The 23,387-nt window shown below is 68.6% G+C and carries 9 protein-coding genes; 3 read left to right on the forward strand and 6 right to left on the reverse strand.

The features are described from left to right. Positions 1-6: 6 nt before the first annotated feature. The 3 genes from BR47_RS34070 to BR47_RS31440 all read right to left on the reverse strand — a co-directional run bounded on the left by BR47_RS34070 (position 7) and on the right by BR47_RS31440 (position 3,471). Positions 7-1,521 (reverse strand): serine/threonine-protein kinase, encoded by a 1,515-nt coding sequence (locus BR47_RS34070; protein WP_081831401.1) that lies wholly within the window; start codon positions 1,519-1,521, stop codon positions 7-9. Between the two features lie 77 nt (positions 1,522-1,598). Then, a complete protein-coding gene (locus BR47_RS0125385; protein WP_029121200.1) occupies positions 1,599-2,477 on the reverse strand; it encodes a CDP-diacylglycerol diphosphatase in 879 nt (292 codons plus the stop codon). A gap of 64 nt (positions 2,478-2,541) precedes the next feature. Then, on the reverse strand, positions 2,542-3,471 hold the full coding sequence (locus BR47_RS31440; RefSeq protein WP_177127433.1) for a hypothetical protein: 930 nt from the start codon (positions 3,469-3,471) through the stop codon (positions 2,542-2,544). Between the two features lie 263 nt (positions 3,472-3,734). On the opposite strand from BR47_RS31440, the gene BR47_RS0125395 reads away from it, so the two are divergent. Together BR47_RS0125395 and BR47_RS0125400 are read left to right on the forward strand one after the other, a co-directional pair. After that, positions 3,735-5,447 carry an AMP-binding protein gene (locus BR47_RS0125395; protein ID WP_020103507.1) on the forward strand — a complete coding sequence of 571 codons (1,713 nt, stop codon included), beginning with the start codon at positions 3,735-3,737 and terminating at the stop codon, positions 5,445-5,447. Positions 5,448-5,456: 9 nt separating this feature from the next. Further along, the gene (locus BR47_RS0125400) at positions 5,457-6,098 is read left to right on the forward strand and encodes a GAP family protein (RefSeq protein ID WP_029121201.1); all 642 of its coding nucleotides are present in this window, start codon (positions 5,457-5,459) and stop codon (positions 6,096-6,098) included. A gap of 3 nt (positions 6,099-6,101) precedes the next feature. Here BR47_RS0125400 and pe read toward each other — a convergent pair whose 3' ends face one another. Genes pe through BR47_RS0125415 form a run of 3 tightly spaced genes read right to left on the reverse strand, consistent with a single transcriptional unit; the run spans position 6,102 to position 11,708 of the window. Further along, the gene (gene pe, locus BR47_RS0125405; protein WP_029121202.1) at positions 6,102-7,265 is read right to left on the reverse strand and encodes an acyltransferase PE; all 1,164 of its coding nucleotides are present in this window, start codon (positions 7,263-7,265) and stop codon (positions 6,102-6,104) included. Continuing rightward, positions 7,262-10,237: an MMPL/RND family transporter gene (locus tag BR47_RS0125410; RefSeq protein WP_029121203.1), complete on the reverse strand. Its 2,976-nt coding sequence runs from the start codon at positions 10,235-10,237 to the stop codon at positions 7,262-7,264. Before BR47_RS0125410 ends, pe begins: the two co-directional genes overlap by 4 nt. Positions 10,238-10,268: 31 nt before the next feature. Next, positions 10,269-11,708 (reverse strand): condensation domain-containing protein, encoded by a 1,440-nt coding sequence (locus BR47_RS0125415; RefSeq protein WP_029121204.1) that lies wholly within the window; start codon positions 11,706-11,708, stop codon positions 10,269-10,271. Between the two features lie 344 nt (positions 11,709-12,052). On the opposite strand from BR47_RS0125415, the gene BR47_RS0125420 reads away from it, so the two are divergent. Continuing rightward, complete coding sequence (locus tag BR47_RS0125420) at positions 12,053-23,086, forward strand: type I polyketide synthase (protein WP_029121205.1); 11,034 nt, start codon at positions 12,053-12,055, stop codon at positions 23,084-23,086. Positions 23,087-23,387: the final 301 nt, after the last annotated feature.

Raw genomic sequence — 23,387 nt, forward strand, 5'->3', positions numbered from 1 at the left:
AGGTGCTCACCGAGCGGACTCAACCGCAGGCTCGGACGCCAGCGTCTTGCCGTTCTGCACGATTTCCAGGCCTGACGACGAGACGTGGTACTCAGCGGCATCGGGATCGTTGAACGCGACGAAGCCGTCGCCGGACTCGTTCACGGTTCCCAATCGGATCGTGGCGCCGTCGGAGATTCGATAGCCCAGGTAATACAGCACCCCGACGCTGCTGCGGCAGATCACGACCGCCGACTGCGCGGTGCGCAGGATCATCGCGGCCTCGTCCGCTCCGGTGCACCGGGCGGCGCCGTTGTAGGTGGTGAAGCCGCGGGTGTCGGCGTCGGGCAGCACCATTCGCGCGGTGGTGGGCACCAGCGAGGTCGGGGGCTCCGGCTCGGTGGACTCGACCGACGTCACGGTCACGCCCGTCGGCTCGGACATGGTTGTCGTGGCCTCCGCCGAAGTCGTTGGGCCGCTGCGTGCGTCATGCCCGCGCATCAGCACGACGCCGACGAAGACCAACGCCACCACCAGCAGAATCCCCACGCCGATCAGCGCCCAGGCCGTCGGGCTCATTCCGGACCGTGCCTTCGGCGACGGATCCGCCTGGCGCACAAGGCCCATGGGTGCGGGCGGCGGCGCGGCTGCGACTGTCGGCACTCCGGGGACCGCGGGTGCGGCGGCGACCGGCGGCAGCGTCGCCGCCGCACCGCGCGCCAGTGCCGCGGCGAAATCCCCGCACGAACGGAAGCGGTCAGCGGGCCGGCGGGCCATCGCAATGGCCAGCACGGGGTCCAGGTCGGCGAGGTCCGGGCGGACGTCGGCCAGTCGTGGCACCACGCCACTGACGCGTTGGCTGATGAGCACGACGGGCGTCGAATCGCCACCCGGAGGCTGGCCGGTCAGCAGCTGAAAAGCGGTGGCGGCCAAGGCGTATTGGTCCGTGCGGCCGTCGAGCGCCTCACCGAGCAATTGCTCCGGCGCCGCGTAGTTCGGCGTGCCGAGCGTCATGTTCGTCGACGTCAGTCCGTCGAAATCGTCGACGCGCCGGGCGATCCCGAAATCGGCCAACATCACCCGGCCGCGGCCCGGGCCCCGTCCGCTCAACAGGATGTTCGCGGGTTTGACGTCCCGGTGCAGCAGCCCGCGACTGTGCGCATGATCCAGCGCGTCGGCGATCGCGGTGACGATCGCGATCACCTGGTCCCTCGGCATGCCGCCGGGGCACTGCGTCCGGAGCACGTTGCCGGCATCGGAACCGTCGACGTAGTCCATCGAGATCCACAGGCGCCCGTCGTACTCGCCGCGGTCGTGCACTCCGACGATGTGCTGATGCCACAGCGTCGCCGCGGCGTCGGCCTCGCGCTCGAAGCGCCGGCGGTATTCGGCGTCGGCGGACAACGACGCCGGCAGGACCTTCAGCGCATCGGTGCGGGGCAGTCGCGGATGCTGGACCAGATACACCTCGCCCATGCCGCCGGCGCCCAGCTTTCGGACCACGGTGAATCCGGCGAAAACCGATCCATCGGGCAGCGACATGGTCGGATCGTAACTGCCAGAACGCGAATCGGCGGCCACTCGAGACTCGCTCGGGTGGCCGCCTTTTCGACGTGGACCTACCTCTTGTCCAGAATCCCTTCGATGTTGGGGACACCGTGGATGCCACTGTTCGTGTCGCTTTCCAGGACCACGAAACCCTTGCCCGCGGGGTTGCGCGTGATCAGCATCGCCTCGTGCGACATGCCGACCGGCTTGCCCTGCTTGTGCAGTGGCGTGACGATGTCGTCGTTCAGCTTCTTGAAGAAGTTGGCGTCGATACTGTCCGTGATCCAGGCCCGGTACTGGTGCTTGCTGTCCTCGGACTTGATGAACTTGTCGTCCTTGTGCCCGGTGACCTCGATGACCTGATCGACCCACTTGTGCTCGTTGTTGCTCACCTTGCCGGCCTTGACGGCCCGGTCGATGTCTTCGCGGGCGGGGCCGTAGAGCCGGGTCAGGTGGATGTGCAGCTGGTTCAGCCGGCGGCCGTCCGCCGAGTTGAGCCCGAGTGCCCAGTCCGGGCCGCCCGTCATGAAGTGAACCGACTCGTAGGCGTGCTTGAAGTAGTTCGGGGCGTCGCCGCGCAGGAGGTTGTCGCATTCGATCCCCGTCTCACGGACGGTGGGAACCACCAGCAGGTCCTGGGTCTTCGTCATGTCCACACCCGGATGCACTGCCCATCCGCGCGTCGAGTCGTTGCCCGGCCACTGGATGTCGAAGTTCCCGCCCGGGTGCTTGGGCGAGTGCTCCAGCGGGTGCGAGTGGGTCGGCGGCCGGACGCCGTCCCAGATCGGGTCGTCCTTGCCGTTGTCGCAGCCCTGGAAATGCTGCGTGCCCGTCTCTGCGTGGGCGGCGGGCGAGAGACCGAACGCCAGCGCCGGCGCTACCACCAGGGCGGCGGCGGCCGCGATACGGCGGGTGAAGCGGGGGCGGGTGGTCACGGTCGTGGTGGTCATATCGTCTCCTGAAGGTTGGGGCCGTTTGGCGTTGAAACAACCTTCGCGAAATCGACGGCCCAGGTCAGTCCGCTGATCGGGCCCTCGACCGGACGAAATCGGCGTCCCCCGATCGGGGGACACGCACCACTCGGCTCGCTCGCCTCCGCTGGGCGGCCCACAGCTTCTCCTGTGCCCGCAGCACCACGGGTCCGGGGCTTCCTCGACCCTCCGCCGTCGACTTCGTCACCCAGATGACGCTCCATCCCCGCGATTCGAGCTCGGCGGTGTGGCTGTGCACCCATTCGCGATATCCCGGCATATCGGCGTCCTCGTCACACTCGACGGCTACCTGCCACCGCGGCCAACCCAATGCAGCCCGAGTGCAGACCAGTCCCCACTCGTCGTAGAACGGGATCTGCGTTCGCAGTCCTGGAATGCCCGTGCGGCGCAGCAACAGCCGGGTCTGCGTCTGCAGCGGAGACTCTGAACCGCCGTCGGCCTGCCCCAGCGCAATCCGCAGTCGATCCACACCGCGAATGCCCCGATTGGCTTCGGCCAGCGCCCACGCGTGTGCCGGGTCCAAGCCGGTCACGTTCAACAATGCATCCAGCGTCGGTATCGCCTGGTTTTCGGGTAGGAGCCGGCCCAGGTCGAATGCCGTCCGCGCCGCAGATGTCACCCGCATGCCGCCGGCCATGCAGACGTCGTCGGGAGCGAGCGCATATGAATGCACCGTGAGTCCGGCCGGCGAGTGCCGGTTGGACCGCACGACCTCTGCCGGCGCGTCCGCATCGAGCCATTCGGTCCCGTAGACGGCCGCCGCTGACAATCCGCACAACACCGCATCCGGCCCGGCGAACAACCACGCCGCCTCGGCGCGCAGCCTCGCCGTCAGCGCCACCTCGTTGGCAAGGTAGACACCCCGGTAGACGGCGCGGTACCCGGCACGGAGCTCTCGTCTGGTCAGCAGTCCGGTCTCCAGGGCTGTGCTGCCGAGAAACGGTCTGTTCATGCGGCGAGCATCGCTGTGACCACCGACAGATCCGATTCTTCGACCAGTGGTTATCCACAGGGCAGGAGCTGTCGCCCCCTGGCGCTGCCGGTCTCCACAACCATCCGGACCGCGTTGCTACGACGAATGTGCATGTTCGGATTGAGATTTCACGGTTTTGCGGGCCAAACCTGCACACTCGTCATAGCACCGCGCATCGCATGCAGCACCTGACCGGCAAACCAGGTACCACCGGTCACATGTGAGTTGAGTAACCTGGCGCCATGTCCGATGCGTCGATCCTGTCCGTCCTGCGCGAGCGCGCCGGCGCGACCCCCGACGACGTGGCCTACACCTTCACCGACTACGACCACGACTGGGACGGCGTCACCGAGAGCCTGACCTGGGCCCAGCTGTACCGTCGCACCCTCAACGTGGCGCACGAGCTCCGCATGCACGGCGTCCCCGGCGACCGCGCGCTGATCATCGCGCCGCAGGGGCTGGCCTACATCGTCGGGTTCCTGGGCGCCATGCAGGCGGGTTTCATCGCGGTGCCGCTGTCGGTCCCGCTACCGGGTTCGCACGACGAGCGGGTGAGCGCCGTCATCACCGACACGTCACCGACGGTCGTGCTGACCACCGCGGCCGCGTTCGACATCGCCGCGCAGAACGTGGACGACGGTGCCTCGATGGTCGCCGTGATCGCCGTCGACACCCTCGATCTGGACGCGGACCGGGACTTCGATGAAGAGGTGCCGGCCGGCCCGGACATCGCCTACCTGCAGTACACCTCCGGGTCGACGCGGCTGCCGGCCGGCGTGATGATCTCGCACAAGAACCTGCGCGTGAACGTCGAGCAATTGCTCGCCGACCTGTTGTCGCAGCACGGTGGCGAGCTGCCGCCGGGGTCGACGCTCGTCTCGTGGCTGCCCTTCTATCACGACATGGGCCTGGTGCTCGGGATCGCGGTGCCGGTCTTCTCCGGCCACAAGGCCGACCTCATGAGCCCCATCGCGTTCCTGACCCGTCCCGTCCGCTGGTTGCAGGCGCTGTCCCGGAACAACCCTGCGTGGTCGGCCGCCCCGAACTTCGCGTTCGACCTCGCGACCCGGCGCGTCACCGACGACGAGATGGGCGAGCTCGATCTGAGCGGCGTCATCGGCATCAACAACGGTGCCGAACGCATTCACCCGCCCACCCTGATCAAGTTCGACGAACGCTTCGCCGCCGTCGGCTTCCGGCCCGAGATGATGGTGCCGTCGTACGGCCTGGCCGAGGCGACGCTTTACGTGGCCAGCGGCGCCCACGGCCGCCCGCCCGAGGTCGTCGAGTTCGCCGCCGACGAACTGACCCAGGGCATCGCGTTGCGCAAACCCGGTGGGACGCCGCTCATGCGGTACGGGCGGGCGCCGTCGCCGCTGCTGGAAATCGTCGACGCGGACACCTGCCAGGTGTGCCCCGACGGCGTCGTCGGCGAAATCTGGGTCCGCGGCGACAATGTGTCCGCCGGGTACTGGCGCAAGCCCGAGCAGACGGGGTCCGCTTTCGACGCGACGCTGGTGGGCGCCCCGGAGGGCACACCCGAGACGGGCTGGCTGCGGACCGGCGACCAGGGCTTCATCTCCGACGGCGACCTGTTCATCGTGGGCCGCATCAAGGACATGCTGATCGTGCGTGGCCGCAACCACTACTCCGACGACATCGAAGCGACGGTGCAGAAGATCAGCCGTGGCCGGGTGGCGGCGATCGCCGTGACCGATGACCACACCGACCAGCTGGTCACCATCATCGAGCTCAAGTCACGCGCCGACGCCGCTGCGCTCGATGGGCTGAAAAACGATGTGGTGGCGGCGATTTCGCGGGCGCACGGACTACAGGTCGCCGACGTCGTGCTGGTGGAAGCCGGGTCCATCCCGACCACCACGAGCGGCAAGATGCGCCGGTCGGCGTGCGCCGAGCAATATCGGCAGGGGCAGTTCGTCCGGTTGGACGCGTAACCGCACCGCATGTGGATCACCCTGCTGGTGATGGCGATCGCGGTGAGCCTGGAGCCGTTCCGGATCGGCATGTCCGTCGTCATGCTGAACCGGCCGCGCCCACACCTGCAGTTGGCAGCATTCCTGTGCGGCGGTTTCCTGATGGGCCTGTCCGTCGGCGCGGTCGTCCTGTTCTTCCTCGAGTCACGGTTACCCGCTTGGGCCTCAGCGCATTTCAACCTGCCGACGGTCCAGATCGTGATCGGCGTGCTGGCCTTGGTGGCCGCGGTGCTGCTGGCCGTCACGAAGGGGCGCGAGCGAACCGTCCCGGACTGGCTGACCCGGCTGCTCACCGGCCGGTCGCTGTGGATCGCCGGTGTCGCGGGCCTGGGCATCGCGCTGCCCTCGGTCGACTATCTCGCGGCGTTGGCCGTCATCGCCGCCGCGCACCTCGAGGCCGGTGTGCGGATGGGCGCGCTGGTGACCTTCAACGTGGTGGCGTTCTCGTTGGTTGAAATCCCGCTGCTGGCCTACCTGATCGCGCCGCAGCGCACCCGCACCGCGATGAGCAACCTGCACAACTGGATTCGCGCCCGCCAGCGCCACGAAGTCGCGGGCCTGCTGGCGGCGGTGGGTGTTGTGCTCGTCGCCGCGGGTGCGGTGGGGATCTGACCCCTAGTGCGCGCTCGGCCCGTGGCTCAGCACGTAGTTGATACCCGACATCAGCTGTGACACCGGGTCGGCGGCACCACCGAAGGCGGCCTGAGTGGCCGGGGCGGTGGCGGCAGCGGGGTCGTAGCCGTTGACGGGATCAACGGTGACCGGTGCGGTCGCCGGGTCGTCATTGCGCGAATATCCCGCATCCACCATGGGTTTCATCACGGCGTCAAGGTGATTCATGTCCGCTTCGGACATCCCGAGGTACTTGAACGGCACGACGAGCGGCAGGTGCTGCTCGGGGATCATGTACGTCGTGGTCGTCGCGCCGCGGGAGTTGACGGTCTTGATGATGTTCTGCGGCGGCACGTTCTTCGGGTTGGTGAACGCCACCGCGGTGTGGCCGGTGGCGAGGCCGACGACCGCGTTCGCGAGCGCCATCAGGTTGTCGGGCCGGTCCGGCCAGTCGGCGATGCTGTCGTATGCCGAGATGAATTGGTAAGTGTCGTACTGACTGTCGACCACCGGCGGCATCAGGAAGTCCAGCGCGGGCACCGTGCTGCCGACCGGATACGTCTGCCGCAGGAAGCTCTGCGTCCACGGGTTGATGGCGAGCGGGTCGCCGTAGGTGGCGAACGACAGCTCGTTCGGTGGCGGCGCCGCCGGGTCGTAGGCCAGCCGGTCCTGCACGGCGTGCACGACCATGGCGCCTTCGGACAGGCCGATCACGGTGCCGGGACCGCCCTCACGGACGCGGTTGACGACGTTGTCCTGCCCGATCACGACGGACTCGCCGATGCTGGGGCCGTTCAGTCCGATCTCGGGCATCTTCTCGTGCAGTTCTTCGATGCCCGGGATGAAGCTCAGCACGTGGCCCTGCACCTGGCCGGCGGGATAGTCGACGATCTCGCGCTTGAGGCCCGGGAACCAGTCGGCGCCGGTGCGGCGGATGTACTCGTCGTACGGGATGCCCATGACGTGTGCGCCGCCGAGTGCATACCCGCGGCCGGGCGTACCGATCGGCGGGATGGCGGGGACGATCGGCTCGCCCGAGCCCGAGCCCGACCCGGGACCGGCCCACGGCTCGTCGGCGGTCGCGATCCAATCCGCAAGCGGCCCAGAGGCACCGACCGTCAACAGCGTGGTGGCAATCGCCAACGAGGTGGCAAGTCGCTTGTTCATACGTCGCTCCCTTGCGGTTTCGGTCGGGACGGCCACCAGTTCGCGTCTCCGACGAGCGTGGCCATGGCGGGCACGGTGATGGTCCGCACCAGGAAGGTGTCCAGCAGGATGCCGGCGCCGATGACGAAGCCGCCCTGGATAACGGTACCGATGCTGGAGAACAACAGACCCCACATCGAGGCCGCGAAGATCAGGCCGGCCGCGGTGATCACGCCGCCGGTCGACGACAGCGTGCGAATGATGCCGTAGCGCATGCCATGTGGTGACTCGTCACGCATGCGTGAGACGAACAGCATGTTGTAGTCGGCGCCGACCGCGACCAGCACCACGAATGCCAGTGGTGGCACGGTCCAGTGCAGCGGCTGGTGGAACAGGTACTGGAATACCACGACGCCGATGCCGAGCGCCGCGAAGTACGAAAGCACCACGGAGCCAACCAGATACAGCGGCGCGATCAGCGACCGCAGCAACAGCATCAGGATCAGCAGCACCACCGCGACGGTGACGATGATGATGAACCGGATGTCGTTCTGGTAGTAGTCGCGAGTGTCCTTGAGCGCCACCGGATATCCGCCCATCGATACCGTGGCGTCCGACAGCGACGTGTTGGGCTGGGCGCCGCGGGCGGTGTCGCGGATGGTGTTGACCTGATCCATGGCGGCGGAGCTGAACGGGTCGAGTTTGGTGAGCACGAGGTACCGCACCGAGTGCCCGTCGGGCGAGATGAACATCTTGGACGCCGACTTGAAGGCTTCGAGCTGCAGTACCTCGGGCGGGATGTTGAAGCCCGCCTGCGTCGGGCCGGCCGCGTTCTGTTTCATCGACAGCAGGAAGGCCCCGGCCTGGTCGAGGCCCGAACGCATCAGCTTGATCTGCTCGACGACCTCGTCGACGCCGTTGGCGACCTCCCGGCTGCCGGTCGCCGAACGGTCGGCGCCCTGGCGCAGCTTGGTCAGATTGGCCTGCGCGCCGGCGGGGCTGTCCATCCCCATGCTGCGCATCACCTTGGTCAGGTTGGTCATCGCGCTCTGGAGTTGCTGCACCGACGCGTTGAGCGTCTTCTGATCCTGCATGGTCTGCAACTGCCCGGCGAGCTTGTTGATCTCGTCGATGGTGCCGTCCTGGCGCGCTTGTTCGAGCCGCTGGAAATGGCCGCGGGTTTCGGCGCAGGACACGTCGAGGTCGCACACCGCGTTGTTCTGCAGCGCCGCAAGCACCGGGCCCACCCAGCCGAACATGTCTTTGGCCGCCGTGTAATTCAGCCCGAGCGTGTTGCCCAGCTTGCTGACACTGTTGACGAGCTTGGCCGCGACTTCCACGTTCTGCACCAGCTTGTTGCCGCCGTACTGGCTGCGGATCGCGGTGAAAGCATCCAGCGTCGTCTGCAGTTGCGTGGCGATCTGGCCGACCTGGCCGCGCACGTCGGCGAGGTTGGTCGCGAGGGTGTCGGCACCCTTTGCGAGCCGGTTGATATCGCCCGTGCGCTCGCCGATCATTCCGGCGCCCTCGGTCAGCCGGTCGCCGACCAGGCCCGCCTGGAAGGTGGCCCGGAACTCGGGCGGCACCTCGCCGAGGGGACGGGTGATGCCGCTGACCATGGCGACGTCCGGCAGTTGGCTGATGCGCGATGCCATCTGCTCGAGGTCGGCGAGAGCTTGCGGGGAGCGCAGGTCGCGCGGCGACTGGACGAGGACGTACGACGGCACGGACTGGTTGACGTTGAAGTGGCTCTCGAGCGCGGCGTACCCGATGGAGCTCGGCGCCGATGCGGCGACAGCCTTGCGGTCGTCGTAGTTGAACTTCGCGAAGACCGCGGCGCTGGCCAGCAGGAGCAGCACCAGCAGGCTGGCCACCAGGTGCAGCCGCGGCCGGCGCACGATGCGCGCGCCGGACCGGCGCCACAGCTGTGCGGTGATCTCGTTGCGCGGCTTGATCCAGCCCTTCGGCCCGACGAGCGTGATGATCGCCGGCAGCAGCGTGATCGCGGCGAGGAAGGCCACGAGGATGCCGATGGCCGACGAGACACCGACGGTGGAGAAGACGCCCATCTTGGCGAAGCTGATGCCGAGGAAGGTGACGCCGACGGTCGCGGCCGACGCGGTGATGACCTTGCCGACGGAACCCAATGCCCGCCGGACGGCATCCGTGGATTCCAGGCCCTGCCGCACATAGTCGTGGTACCGGCTGATCAGGAACACCGCGTAGTCGGTGCCGGCACCGAAGATCATGGCGCTCAACAGGATTATGGCCTGGTTCGACACGCCCAGCCCGGTCAGCTGGGACAGCCCGGCGACCGTCGCCTGCGCGATCACCAGCGACATGCCGATCCCGGCGAGCGGCAGCATCATGGTCACCGGATTGCGGTAGACGATCAGCAGGACCAGGAGCACGAGGACTGCGATGGCGATCTCGATGGGCATCCGGTCTTTCTCGCCGGCGACGGTGAGGTCGGCGACGGTGGCCGCGGGTCCGGACAGATGGATCTTGAGCGGGCTGCCGGCGGTGCTGTGCCGGACGATGTCGGCCACGCGGTTGTAGGCGGCGTACGACTGCGGCGTGCCCAGCGCACCGGCCAGGCCGACCGGCAACACCCAGGCCTTCTTGTCCTTGCTGGTCATGAAGTTGCGCAGGGGCGGCGTGCTGATGAAGTCCTGCATCATGACGACGTCGTGCTGGTCTTCGCGCAGGGCGTCCACCAGCTTGCGGTAGGTGGCTTCGTCATTGCGGTCGAGGCCGCGGTCGTTGATGAGCACGACGAGCAGGAGGTCGTCGGTGCCGGGTTCCTTGAACGCCTCGGTCATGTGCCGGGCGGCAACGTTCGACGGCGCATCGGCGGGCAGCATTGCCAGCGGATGCTTCTGCGCCATCTCGTTGAGACTCGGCACGGCCAGCGGCAGTGCCACGGCCAGCGTGATCCACAGGCCGATCACCGCCCACGGCCACCGCACGACAAAATCGGCTAGCCGTCGCAACGGAGGCCCCTTGTCGAGCCCGCCCGACGGGTCACCAGTTCCCGCCGTCGGCGATCCGCGTGCAGACCGACTTCATCGCCTCGAGGTACCGGGTGACGGACTTCTTGGCGATGGGGTTGTCGGGGTACATGACCTCCATGACCGTGCCACCTTCGTAGCGGAAGATGTAGATGGTCAGCTGGTAGGAGTACCGGCCGTCGGAGTAGATGCCGATGTTGTTGGCGTACCCCATCTCGGTGGCCGCGAGGATGGTGTTGAGCGGCGCCGCACCGCCGTGCAGGAAGTTCGACACCGGGAAGTTGGGCCGCGGCCAGTCCAGCCAAGGCGCGAGCTCCAGGACGCGGTAGTACGGAACCCGCGCCATGTTGAGGTTGCCGTCGAACGACTCCTGCGCCGCCCACGCGGCTTCATTGAACGTCGCCGCGGCGATCGGCACGGTGATGGGCACCAGGCCGGTGAACCAGCCCTGCGTCATGAAGTTGTCCGAGGTACGCCGGGTGTCGCGCGGCGTGAGGCCGTAATACGTTGCCGCACCGGTCAATTCGTGCTCAACCTGCGCCATGCAAGCGAACAGGCCACCGACGAAGCGCGCGCCCGCCGCCTCACAGGCAGCTTCGAACCGCGCCGTCTGCTCCGGGTCCAAGAGCGATTCGCCGACCATGTCGCCAACCGACGGCTCCATCGCGTTGCCCAGAGGCAACGGGAATTCCGGCATGCTGTTGTTGTTGTTCTCAGCAAACTCGATCCAGGCCTGAACCTCGGGCGAATCGACGGTCAGCGCCGAGGTCCGCTCGTGCTCCTGGACGCACCATTCGTCGAAGCTTCCGGCGTCGGGCAGAGCAAACGCTGAGCCCCCTGTTGTCAATGCTGTGTACCGGCCATGAGCCTCCAGCATGGTGATGCCGATGAGCGCGGCGTCGCCGTGGACGTGGTCGATGGCCGCGTAGAAGTTGAAGCTGTCTTCGCTCTGGACGATGCCGAAGGAGAAGCAGCCCCACTCGAGCGGCGTCGGGATGTCCACGAGGTGCTTGCGGACGTCCTCGACCGCCAGCTCGCCGTGGTTGACAGGCTCGAATTCGAGGTCTTCGGGATTGCTGATGGTACGACGACGGATCTCGGCGAACCCATTTCCCGTCGCTCCGCTCGCCCCGTCGTCGGTGTACTCGAACCAGCTGCGGTAGGTGTCGTGCCTGCGCAGATACGAGTTGAGCGCCTCGTTCATGGCCGCGATATCGCACTGACCAGGAACTTCGCACGTCGCGATGATCTGCCGGGAGTACTCCAGGCCCGAGCCGGTGCGCTCGACGACGCCCCGGATGTGCTGGCCCTGCATGTAGCTGACCGGCACCGAACTCACAGGTGCCTGCCGGGCCACTTCACGAGCCGTCTCGGTCGGGTGCCAAGAGGTCAGAACACCTGGGATCGGCGTCCAATCATCGATCTTTCCGATCGTGATTTTCCCGATTCGCAATTACTTTCCTCCCAGGTCTGGACACACTGAGGCCCGGCAACGCTGATGGCGTCATCAACATACCCCGGCAACCTTTGCCGGCGCCGTTACGCCTGGTGGGGCGGTCGTCGATGACCAATCAGCACCGCTGCGCATAATCCTCGTGCTTCAGCAACCTACATGTAATACTGGCCCGCAGAAGATGAGCTGGCCGTGGCCGTTCGGAAGATCAACTGGCCGACGCCGTTCGGTGGGTCTGCTGGGCACCCGACAAGGCCGGCCGTTCGCACATTAAATCTGGCGCTGAACACGGTCTCCTGCGCGGGATCGGACGTCACCGGCAAAACGCGGAGGACAGCTTTTTCATGGCAACGATCGAAGGTCCGGAAACGTCCAGCTTCGCGATCGTCGGGTACGCCGCCCGCTTCCCCGGAGCCACCGACGCCGAATCCTTCTGGGAGATGCTGCGCGAAGGCCGGGACGCCGTATCCGAGGTGCCACAAGACCGGTGGGACGTCGACGAGTTCTTCGATGCCGACCCGGACGCCCGCGGCAAGATCATCACGCGCCGCGCCGGCTTCCTCGATGACGCCGTCGGGTTCGACGCTCCCTTCTTCGGGGTGTCCACCCGCGAAGCCAAGATGATGGACCCGCAGCAGCGGTTGCTGCTGGAGATGGCGTGGCGCGCCGTCGAACACTCAGGCACGGCGCCGTCCGCCCTGGCCAACACGCAGACGGGCGTGTTCATCGGTCTGGCAACGCACGACTACCTGGGCATGGCCTCGGGCGAGCTGACCTACCCGGAGATCGAGGCCTACATGGCCATCGGTACCTCAGGCGCCGCGGCAGCCGGCCGCATCAGCTACCGGCTGGGCCTGCAGGGTCCGGCCGTCACCGTCGACACCGCCTGCAGTTCGTCGCTGGTGGCCGTCCACCAGGCCTGCCAGGCGCTGCAGCTCGGTGAGTGCGATCTCGCGCTGGCCGGTGGCGCCAACGTCATCCTGAGCCCGGCGACCATGATCACCTTCTCGCAGTCGCGCATGCTGGCCCCGGACGGCAAGTGCAAGACGTTCGACGCCTCCGCCGACGGTTACGTGCGCGGCGAGGGCTGTGGCGTCATCGTCGTGAAGCGACTGGAGGACGCGGTGCGCGACGGCGACCGGATCCGGGCCGTCATCCGCGGCAGCGCCATCAACCAGGACGGCGCCTCCGGTGGCCTGACGGTCCCCAATGGTGTTGCGCAGCAACGCGTTATCGCCGAAGCGCTGGAGCGTGCGGGCCTGACGCCGGGTGACGTCGGGTACCTGGAAGCGCACGGCACCGGCACGTCGCTGGGTGACCCCATCGAGGTGCAGGCCGCGGCCGCGGCGTACGGCACCGGACGCGATGCGACCGATCCGCTGCTGATCGGCTCGGTGAAGACCAACATCGGCCACCTCGAGGCCGCCGCCGGCGTCGCCGGGATCATCAAGGTCATCCTGTCGCTCGAGCATCAGGAACTGCCGAAGCACCTGCACTTCAAGAACCCGTCGCCGCACATCCCGTGGGACCGCATCCCCGTGAAAGTCGTCGACGAGGCCACCACGTGGGAACGGGGCGACCGGCCGCGCGTCGCGGGCATCAGCTCGTTCGGCTTCTCCGGCACCAATGCCCATGTGCTGCTTGAGGAAGCGCCTGCCGTCGCTCCCGCGGAGACGCCGGCCGAGGAGCCCGATGACCGGCGCTTCATGGTGCTGCCGCTGTCGGCCCGGACCCCGGCCGCGCTGCTGCAGTCCGCCGAGGACTACCGCGGCTGGCTGGCCGCGCACCCCGAGGCCACCCTTTCGGACGTCTGCATCACGGCGGGTGCGGGCCGCGCCCACTTCGAGCACCGGGCCGCGCTCGTGGTGAATTCCCTGGATTCCGCGCGCGAATTGCTCGGCGCGCTGGCCGACGACCGTCCGGCACCGGGCCTGGTGCGCGGCACGTCCGCGGACAAGCCGAAGACCGCCTGGCTGTTCCCCGGTCAGGGCAGCCAGTTCGCCGGCATGGCCAAGGAGCTGTTCGAGACCGAGCCGGTGTTCGCCGAGACCGTGAAGCAGTGCGCGGCCGCGGTCGCCGATGTGCTCGAAAAGCCGTTGCTGGACGTCATTTTCGAAGGTCCGGATGAGACGTTGCGCCTCACCAGCTACGCCCAGCCGGCGATCTTCGCCGTCGAGATGGGCCTGGCGCGGCTGTGGCAGTCGTGGGGTTTCGAGCCCGACGTCGTGCTCGGCCACAGCGTCGGCCAGTACACCGCGGCCTGCGTCGCCGGGGTGTTCAGCCTCGAAGACGGCATGCGCCTGCTCGCCGAGCGCGGACGCCTCTTCGGGAACCTGCCCGCGGGCGGCCGGATGGCGGCGATCTTCGCCGCGCCCGAGCGCGTCGAGCGGCTGACCGACGAATACCCAAGCCTCTCGGTCGCCGCATACAACGGCGCCAACACCGTGCTGTCCGGTCCGGGCGCCGACCTGGAACGCGCTGTCGCCGGGCTGACCGGTGACGGCATCCGCTGCGACTGGCTGGAGACCAGCCACGCCTTCCACTCGGCGCTGCTGGACCCGGCGCTCGACGAATTCGAGTCGTACGCAAACCAATTCACGTTCAACGCGCCGCAGCGCATCCTGGTGTGCAACCGGACCGGCGACACCCTGGGCCGCACCGCGAAGCTCGACGGCCAGTACTGGCGCCGGCACGCACGCCAGCCCGTCGAGTTCTCCAAAGGTGTCGAGACCCTCGCGAAGCTCGGTTGCGCGGTGCTGCTCGAGGTCGGCCCGCAGCCGATCCTGACTGCCGCGGCCCTGCGCGCCTGGCCCGACCCGGCGACCGCACCGCGGGCCATTGCGTCGTTGCGCCGCAAGGGCGCTGACCACCGGCAGATCACCGAGGCGCTGGCCACCACCTACACCGCCGGCCACCTGCCGGACTTCGCCGCCGTCCGGCCCGGCTCGGCGCACAAGGTCGACCTGCCGACCTACCCCTTCCAACGCAAGGCCTACTGGTTCCGCGACGAGCGCGTCACCCCGACTGCCACGGCGCACATGGGTGGCGGGGCGACCACCGAGGCCGTCCGCCTGCTCGAAGACGGTCGCATCGACGAGCTCGCCACCTTGCTCGGCGGCATCGACGAGTCGACCACCGCGGTGCTGAACAAGCTTGCGGCCCAGCACAACCGGCAGCGCACCGCGCAATCCGTCTCGGATGCCCGGTACGAAATCCGCTGGGAGAAGTCGACCGCGGCGGCCTCCGCGGAAGCCGGGGAAGGCTCCGCGTGGGTCCTCATCGGTGACGATGCGGCCGTGCTCGCGCCGCTGACCGAGGCCCTGACCCGGGCCGGCCACCGGCACCGCGTTCTCGGATTGCCGGGGTCCGACGCCGACGAGCAGCAGCTGGAAGCCGACCTGCGCGCGGCTGTCGAGGAGGAGCCGGCGCTGCGCATCCTGCACGTCGCCGGACTCGACGCCGACCGCGCTTCCATGCAGGCCTTGCTGCGGGTGCAGCACCGCGTCCTCAGCGGCACGCAGCGCCTGTTCCGCGCGGCGGCCGCCGCCGAGCTGCGGGCGCCCATCTGGGTGGTCACCCGTGGCGCACAACGCGTTACCGACACCGACACCGTCGCACCGGAGCAGACCGGCCTGTGGGGCTTCGGCCGCTCGGCGGCGCTGGAGTATCCCCAGGTGTGGGGCGGTCTGGCCGACCTGGCCGAGGGCAGCACCGACGAATGGTCGCGGTTGCTCACCCACGTGATCGCCGCGCCGCGTGGCGAAGACCAGATCGCGCTGCGCGCCGAGGGTGTGCACGTGCCGCGGCTGGTCCGTCGTACCGGGCAGCCGAACCCCACACAGCTGGAATTGCGCGCTGACGCAATGTATCTGGTGACCGGTGGCCTCGGTTCGCTCGGCCTGGAGATCGCGGGTTACCTGGCCGCGCACGGCGCCCGGAACCTGGTGCTGACCAGTCGGCGCGCACCGAGTGAGGCAGCGCAGCAGCGCATTGACGCGCTGCGCGAGCAGTACGGCTGCCAGACCCGCGTCGTCACCGCCGATGTCGCCAATCCGCATGACGTCGCCCGCCTGATGTCGACCCTGCGCGCCGAACTGCCGCCGCTGGCGGGTGTGGTGCATGCCGCCGGTGAGAACAGCACCACCCCGCTGGCCACTCTGGAAGACGCCGAACTGGAGCGCGTCTTCTCCGGAAAGGTGTGGGGCGCTTGGTATCTCAGTGAAGCGGTCACCGACCTGAAGCTCGACTTCTTCCTGTCGACCTCGTCGATCTCGGCGGTGTGGGGCAGCTACGGCCAGACCGCCTACAGCGCCGCCAACGCGTTCCTGGACGGCCTGACCTGGCGCCTGCGAGAGCAGGGTGTGCCCGGCATGAGCGTCAACTTCGGCCCTTGGGGGGCGGGCGGGAACGGCCACGCCGCCGGTATGGCCGACCCCGATGCCCGCGCCCAGCTGGAGCGCCGCGGCGTCCGCACCCTGTCCCCCGCCGACGCCCTCACCGGCATGGCGGACGTCATGGTGGCCGGCGGCAACCCCGCGGAAGCCGTTGTCGCGCGCATGGATTGGGCCAAGTTCCTGCCCATCTACTCGCAGGCCGGGTCCCGGGCCCTGCTCGCCGAGGTCGCCCGCGAGGTGCCCGAATCCGCGACCGCCGGCGCCGTCGGCGCGTCCGGGAACACCCGACTGGTCGAGCAGCTCATCGCCGCGCCGGTGCAGCAGCGCAAGAAGCTGGTTTTGGAGTACCTGCGGGACGCCGTCGCCGAGGTGACGCGCATCGAGGCCTCCGAGATCCGCGAGGAGACCGGGTTCTTCGACCTGGGCATGGACTCGCTGATGGCCGTCGAACTGCGTCGTCGCCTGGAACAGGGTGTCGGCAAGGAACTCCCGGCGACCCTCGCGATGGACCACCCGCGCCTCACCGACGTCGCGGACTACCTGCTCAGCGACATCCTCAACCTCAGCGAGAAGGCCGGCGCGAAAGCCGTCACCGAGGTCAAGTCGCTCGCCGCCGCCGACGAGCCCATCGCCATCGTCTCGGTGGCGTGCCGTTTCCCGGGCTCGCCCGATCCGGATGCGTTCTGGCAGGTGCTTTCACAGGGTGTCGACGCCATCAGCGAGATCCCCGAGGACCGCTTCGACGTCGACGAGTTCTACGACCCCGACGCCATGACGCCGGGCAAGATCTACACCCGCTCCGGTGGCTACCTCGACAGCGTCGACACCTTCGATCCGGAGTTCTTCGGCATCTCCCCGCGCGAGGCCGTGTGGATCGACCCGCAGCAGCGTCTGATGCTCGAGATCGCCTGGGAAGGCCTCGAGCGAGCCGGCTACGCCCCAGCCGCGTTGCGCGGCAGCCGAACCGGCGTGTTCATCGGCGTCGGCGCCAACGAGTACTCGCATCTGCTGTCGGGCGGCTCGGTCGAGAATCTCGAACCGCACTTCATCACCGGTAACGCGCTCAACGCCATCGCCGGTCGCGTGTCGTTCACGCTGGGCCTGGAAGGTCCGGCCATGGCGGTCGACACCGCCTGCAGCTCGTCACTGGTCGCGGTTCACCAGGCCGTGCAGGCCCTGCACGCGGGCGACTGCGACATGGCCCTGGCCGGTGGCGTCAACGTGCTGCTGAGCCCGGCGTCCATCGTCGCGGCGTCCCGTGCGCGGATGCTGGCGCCCGACGGCCGCTGCAAGACGTTCGACGCCGCCGCCGACGGCTACGTCCGCGGTGAAGGCTGCGGTGTCCTGGTCCTCAAGCGGCTCAGCGACGCGCAGCGCGACGGCGACCGCATCGCCGCGATCATCCGCAGCACCGCCGTCAACCAGGACGGCGCGTCCAGCGGTCTCACCGTCCCCAATGGTGGTGCGCAGCAACGACTCATCAACACCGCACTCGCCCGGGCCGGTCTCAGCGGCGGCGACGTCGACTACCTCGAGGCGCACGGCACCGGCACCCCGCTCGGCGACCCGATCGAGGTCCAGGCCGCGGCCGCCGCGTACGGCGCCGGCCGTGATGCCAACCGGCCGCTGCTGATGGGCACCGCCAAGACCAACATCGGGCACCTCGAGTCCGCCGCCGGCGTCGCCGGCCTGGTCAAGGTCGTGTTGTCGCTCGAGCACGAAATGCTCCCGCAGACCCTGCATTTCAACAAGCCGTCGCCCCACATCCCGTGGGACTCGCTGCCCGTCCAGGTGGTCGACAAGCCCACGCCGTGGCACGCCGACGGCCGCCCGCGCCGCGCCGGTGTGAGCTCCTTCGGGTTCACCGGCACCAACGCGCACGTGCTGCTGGAAGAGGCGCCGGTGGTCACCGCCGATGACGACGTCACGGATGAGACCACGCCGGAAACCCCTGCCGCCGAACCGATCAGCGTCCTGCCGCTGTCGGCGCGCTCGGCCCAGGGCCTGACGGCGCTCGCACAGCGGTACCGCGACTGGCTCGAAGCGCACCCCGACGCCTCGATCGCCGACGTCTGCTTCACCGCCGGGTCGGGACGTTCGCACTTCGAGCACCGCGCCGCGGTGGTCGCGAACACCGTCCACGACGCCAAGAACCTGCTGGAAGACCTGGTGGCGAACAAGCTGCGGCCGGGCGTCCTCAAGGGCGAATGCGCCGACCCGCCGACCACCGCGTGGTTCTTCCCCGGCCAGGGCAGCCAGTACCCGGGCATGGCGCGCGAATTGTTCGACACCGAACCGGTTTTCGCCGACGTCGTACGCCGCTGCGCGCAGGCCGTCGACCCGATGCTGCCGCGCCCGCTGCTGGAGGTCATGTTCGGCAACGACCGGGAAGCGGCAGAGACCCTGCGCAACACCGCGTTCGCGCAACCCGCGATCTTCGCCGTCGAGATGGGCCTGGCCCGCTTGTGGCAGTCGTGGGGCATCGAGCCCGACGCGGTGCTGGGCCACAGCGTCGGCCAGTACGCAGCGGCCTGTGTGGCCGGGGTGTTCAGCCTGGAGGACGGCGCCCGCCTGATCGCCGAGCGCGGCCGGCTGTTCGGCAGCCTGCCCGCCGGTGGCCGCATGGTCGCGGTGTTCGCCGATCCCGAGTACGTGGAGCGCGCCGCCGAGGCGTTCCCGCGGGTGTCGGTCGGCGCCTACAACGGCCGCAACACCGTGCTGTCGGGTCCGGGTGAGGATCTGGAGCAGATCGTCGCCGCCTGCAGTGAAGACGCCACGCGCTGCACGTGGCTCGAGACCAGCCACGCCTTCCATTCGGAGCTGCTGGACCCGGTGCTCGACGAATTCGAGTCTTTCGCAACGCAGTTCCAGTTCGCGGTGCCGACCCTGCCGCTGATCTGCAACCGCACCGGCGCGGTCCTCACCGCCGAGACGCCCATCAACGCGCAGTACTGGCGGCGGCATTCACGTCAGCCCGTGCAGTTCACCGAGAGCGTCAAGACCGTGGCCGCGCTGGGTTGCTCGGTGCTGATGGAGATCGGCCCCCAGCCGATCCTCACCGCAGCCGCGCTGCAGTGCTGGCCCGAGGGCGCCGAGACCCCGCGCGCCATCGTGTCCCTGCGCAAGGGCGCCAACGCCCAGCGTCAGATCACCGAAGCGCTTGCCACGACGTACATCTGCGGACACCGGCCGGACTTCTCGGTCAAGAACCGCGGACACCGCGTCGAGCTGCCCACGTATCCGTTCCAGCGGCGCCGCTTCTGGCCCAAGACCGCGAACGTCGTGGGCATGAGCTCCGGCGGGTCCGCCGCCACGTCCGGAATCCTGGGCAGCGCCAAGGATCTGGCCACCGGCGACACGATCTATAGCAATGTGCTGTCGGTCAAGACGCAGCCGTGGCTGTCGCACCACGTCATCTACGGCACCGTCGTGGTGCCGGGTGCGACGTACGCAGCCATGGCGCTGGCCTCGGTCGGCGCACCGGCGCGAGTGAAGGAAGTCTTCTTCTACGAGCCGATCATCCTGCCCGACAAGGCGTCTCGTGAGACCCAGCTGACCATCCGCGCCCTCGAGGGCGGCGAAGGCTGGAAGTTCCAGGTCCACAGCCGCCCGAACGGCGTACGGGAAGCCGAGTGGTCACTGAACGCCGACGGCACCCTGCTGGCCGGCGCCGACGAGGCCGACGCGTCCGACAACGTCGCCGGCTCGATGGAGGACGTCGTCGAGCGCATGGAGCGGCTGCGTCCCCAGCAGCTGTTCGAGACCTTCAACGACATGGAATTGGCATGGGGCCCAACGTGGTCCACGTCGCTCAAGTCGCTGTGGGTCCGCGACGGCATGGCCATCGGCGATGTATCCGTTGGCGACGAGCTCGCCGAGCACCTCAGCAGCGAGCCCATCCACCCCGTCCTACTGGACCTCTGCACCGGTGTGGCCTTCCCGGCCTTCCCCGCGCTGCTGGCCGCCGAACACGGCATGCACGACCTGTTCCTGCCGCTGCGGTACGGCCAGGTCGAATTGCGCGAGAAGATGCCACGGCGCTTCTACGCCCGGGCCCGCTGGCACACCAGTGAGCTGACCAACGAGACTCAGGTCTTCGACATCGACTTCCTCGATCGCGATGGCAAGCGGCTCGGCGGCATCACCGAGTTCACCGTGAAACGGGCGCCACGTGAGGCGCTGCTGCGCGGGCTCGGCGGCGACACCACCCGCCTGCTCTACACGCTGGGCTGGCAGGAGGGTGCGACGCCGGTCGCCGCGGACGACGCCGAAGCCAAGACCGCGGGCACCTGGCTCGTCGCCGGCTTCGACGAGCTGGCCGCCGGCCTGTCCGGTGCCGTCAAGCTCGACCAGACGCTGGACGCCGCGGCCTGGCAGCAGGCGATCACGACGGCCGCCGAGAGCGGCGCGCCCGTCACCGGAATCGTCTGGCGCGCTTCGGGGTACGAGGACGCCGACGTCGCGGCTCGCCTGGAGACCGAGGTCGGCACCGTACTCAGCGCGATGCAGACCGCTCTCGCCGAGGAGAAGCTGAACCTCACGGGCGGCCTCTGGATCGTCACCGAGCGTGCCGTGGCCACCGAGCCCGGTGAGCCCGTCGACCCCGTACAGGCCGCGCTGTGGGGCTTGGGACGCACCGTCATCAACGAGCAGCCGACGCTGCGTCTGAAGCTCGTCGACCTCGACGGCGCCGACGACAACGCCACCAACTGGCTGACCGGCATCCTGGGCACTCCGGCGACCGAGTCGGAATTCGCGCTGCGGCAAGGCAAGTTCCTCGTGCCACGGCTGATGCACTGGGCGCGCAGCGGCCACCTGCCGATGCCGCGGTCCGACGACTACGTGCTGGCTCCGACCGAGCGCGGTGCGATCGACAACCTGCGGCTGACCGAGAAGGACGTGACGCCGCCGGCGCCGCACGAGGTGCAGGTCCGCATCGAGGCCGCCGGCCTCAACTTCCGCGACGTGCTCAACGTGCTCGGGCTCTACCCGGGCGATCCGGGGCCCATCGGTGGCGACCTGTGCGGTGTCATCACCGAATTGGGTTCGGAGGTCACCCGATTCGAGGTCGGGCAGCGCGTCTTCGGCTCCATGCAGGGCGCCTTCTCCAGCCGGCTCAACGTGCCGGAGCAGTTGCTCGCCGTCGTCCCCGAGGGCATCAACCCGGTCGACGCGGCGACGCTGCCCGCAGCTGCGCTCACGGTCCGGCTGGCGTTCGACTGGGCGCAGCTCAAGCCGGGCGACCGCGTGCTGATCCACGCCGCCAGTGGTGGTGTCGGGTTGGCGGCGGTGCAGATGGCGCGCCAGAAGGGCGCGGTCGTCTTCGCCACCGCCAGCACCTACAAGCGCGCGACGCTGCGCAAGATGGGTGTGGAGTACGTCTACGACTCGCGCACAACCGATTTCGCGGACCAGATTCTCGCCGACACCAACGGCGAGGGTGTGGACGTGGTGCTCAACAGCCTGACCAACGAGGGCTTCGTCGAGGCCACGGTGCGGGCGACCGCCCAGGGTGGCCGGTTCGCCGAGATCGCCAAGCGCGACATCTGGACCCCTGAGCGCATGGCAGAGGCACGGCCGGACATCAACTACGAGATCGTCGCGCTGGACGTGACGATGATGACCGATCCGGCGCACATCCAGCGCCTCATGGAAGAGGTGGCCGACGGACTGGCCAAGGGTGAGTGGACGCCGGTGCCGGCCGAGGTCTACCCGTTGACCGAGGCCAAGACCGCGTTCCGCCGGATGCAGCAGGCGCGGCACATCGGCAAGATCGTGGTGCAGATGCCGAAACCGCTGCAGCCGCATGGGGATCGGACCTACCTGGTCACCGGTGGCCTCGGAGCGCTGGGTCTGCACACGGCGGCGTACCTGGCCCAGCTGGGTGCCGGCGACATCGTGCTGACCAGTCGGCGCGAGCCGGATGCCGACGCGCAGCGCGCGATCGACGCCATGATGGAGCGCTTCCACTGCCGGGTGCACGTCTTCTCCGGCGACGTCGGTGACGAGTCCTCGGTTGCGGCGTTGCTCGACCGGATCCGCACGGAACTGCCGCCGCTGGCCGGCGTGGCCCACCTGGCGGGTGTGCTCGACGACGCGCTGCTGCCCCAGCAGGATCTGGAGCGCTTCCGGAAGACCCTGGGCCCCAAGGCCTTCGGCGCGCTGCACCTGCACAAGCTGACGCAGGACGACGATCTGGACTTCTTCATCGTCTACTCGTCGGCGTCGGCGGTACTGGGTTCACCGGCACAGGCCAACTACGCCACGGCCAACGCGCTGCTCGACGGCCTCGTCGCGCACCGTCGGGCCCTCGGCCTGCCGGCGACGGCCGTCAACTTCGGTCCGTGGGGCCGAGGCGGCATGGCCAGCTCGCAGGCAGCCACCGCGAACCTGAGTGCGCAGGGCATGATGCCGCTCGAGCCGTCGGCGGCGCTGGCCGCTCTCGGCGAGGTGATCCGGCACGGCGCCGCGCAGGCGACGGTCCTCAAGGCCAACTGGCAGCGGGCCGCCAAGATGCTCGGCGGCATCCGTCCGCCGCTGCTCGACCAGGTGTTGCCGACCAGCGATGCGGCAGCCACCGGCGACAGCGAGCTGCTGCGGCAGCTGCAGGAGATTCCGGACGCCCAGCGCGCCGGGTTCATCACCGAGTTCCTGCAGAAGGAGGTGCAGGGCTTCCTGCGCCTGGCACAGCCGCCCGCGGCCACGAGCCGGTTCCTCGATCTGGGCACCGACTCGCTGATGGCGGTCGAGCTCCGTAACCGCTTGTTCGGTCAGTTCGGTGGCAAGTTCGACATCAGCCCGACGGCGATCTTCGACTACCCGACCCTCGGCGAACTCGCCGGGCACCTGGCGTCGCAACTGCCGCCGTCGGATGCGCCGGAGGTTGCGGTTGAGGCCGTGGCTGAGGCGCCGGCTGAGGCACCGGCGGCAGAGGCACCTGCCGGGGAGGCTTCCGGCGAAGCCGGGCCCGAGGCAACGGACTGACGTAACGAATCTGAGGGGTGTGCGCGCGATCTCGCCATGCACACCCCTCAGTTCCAGGTGGCTCCCTTGCCACAGGCCGCCCACTGCCGGTTGCCGCAGGCTCGCCTCAGCTGCACCACTGGCTCACGGATCGACCGAGCAGTTATTGACGCCTGTAGCTATAATCGCTCCCACGACGCAGCGCCTATTCGCTCGCGGCCGCACCAAGGGAGTCAGCCACGGCTACACGTCATGGGATTTCGCGAGACTCTGCACCGGTGCGGCCTGTGCAGAGAAGATTGTGGAGTTCTCACCTTCGAGC

It is taken from the genome of Mycobacterium sp. UNC410CL29Cvi84, from assembly GCF_000686745.1.
Taxonomy (GTDB): Bacteria; Actinomycetota; Actinomycetes; order Mycobacteriales; family Mycobacteriaceae; genus Mycobacterium; species Mycobacterium mucogenicum_B.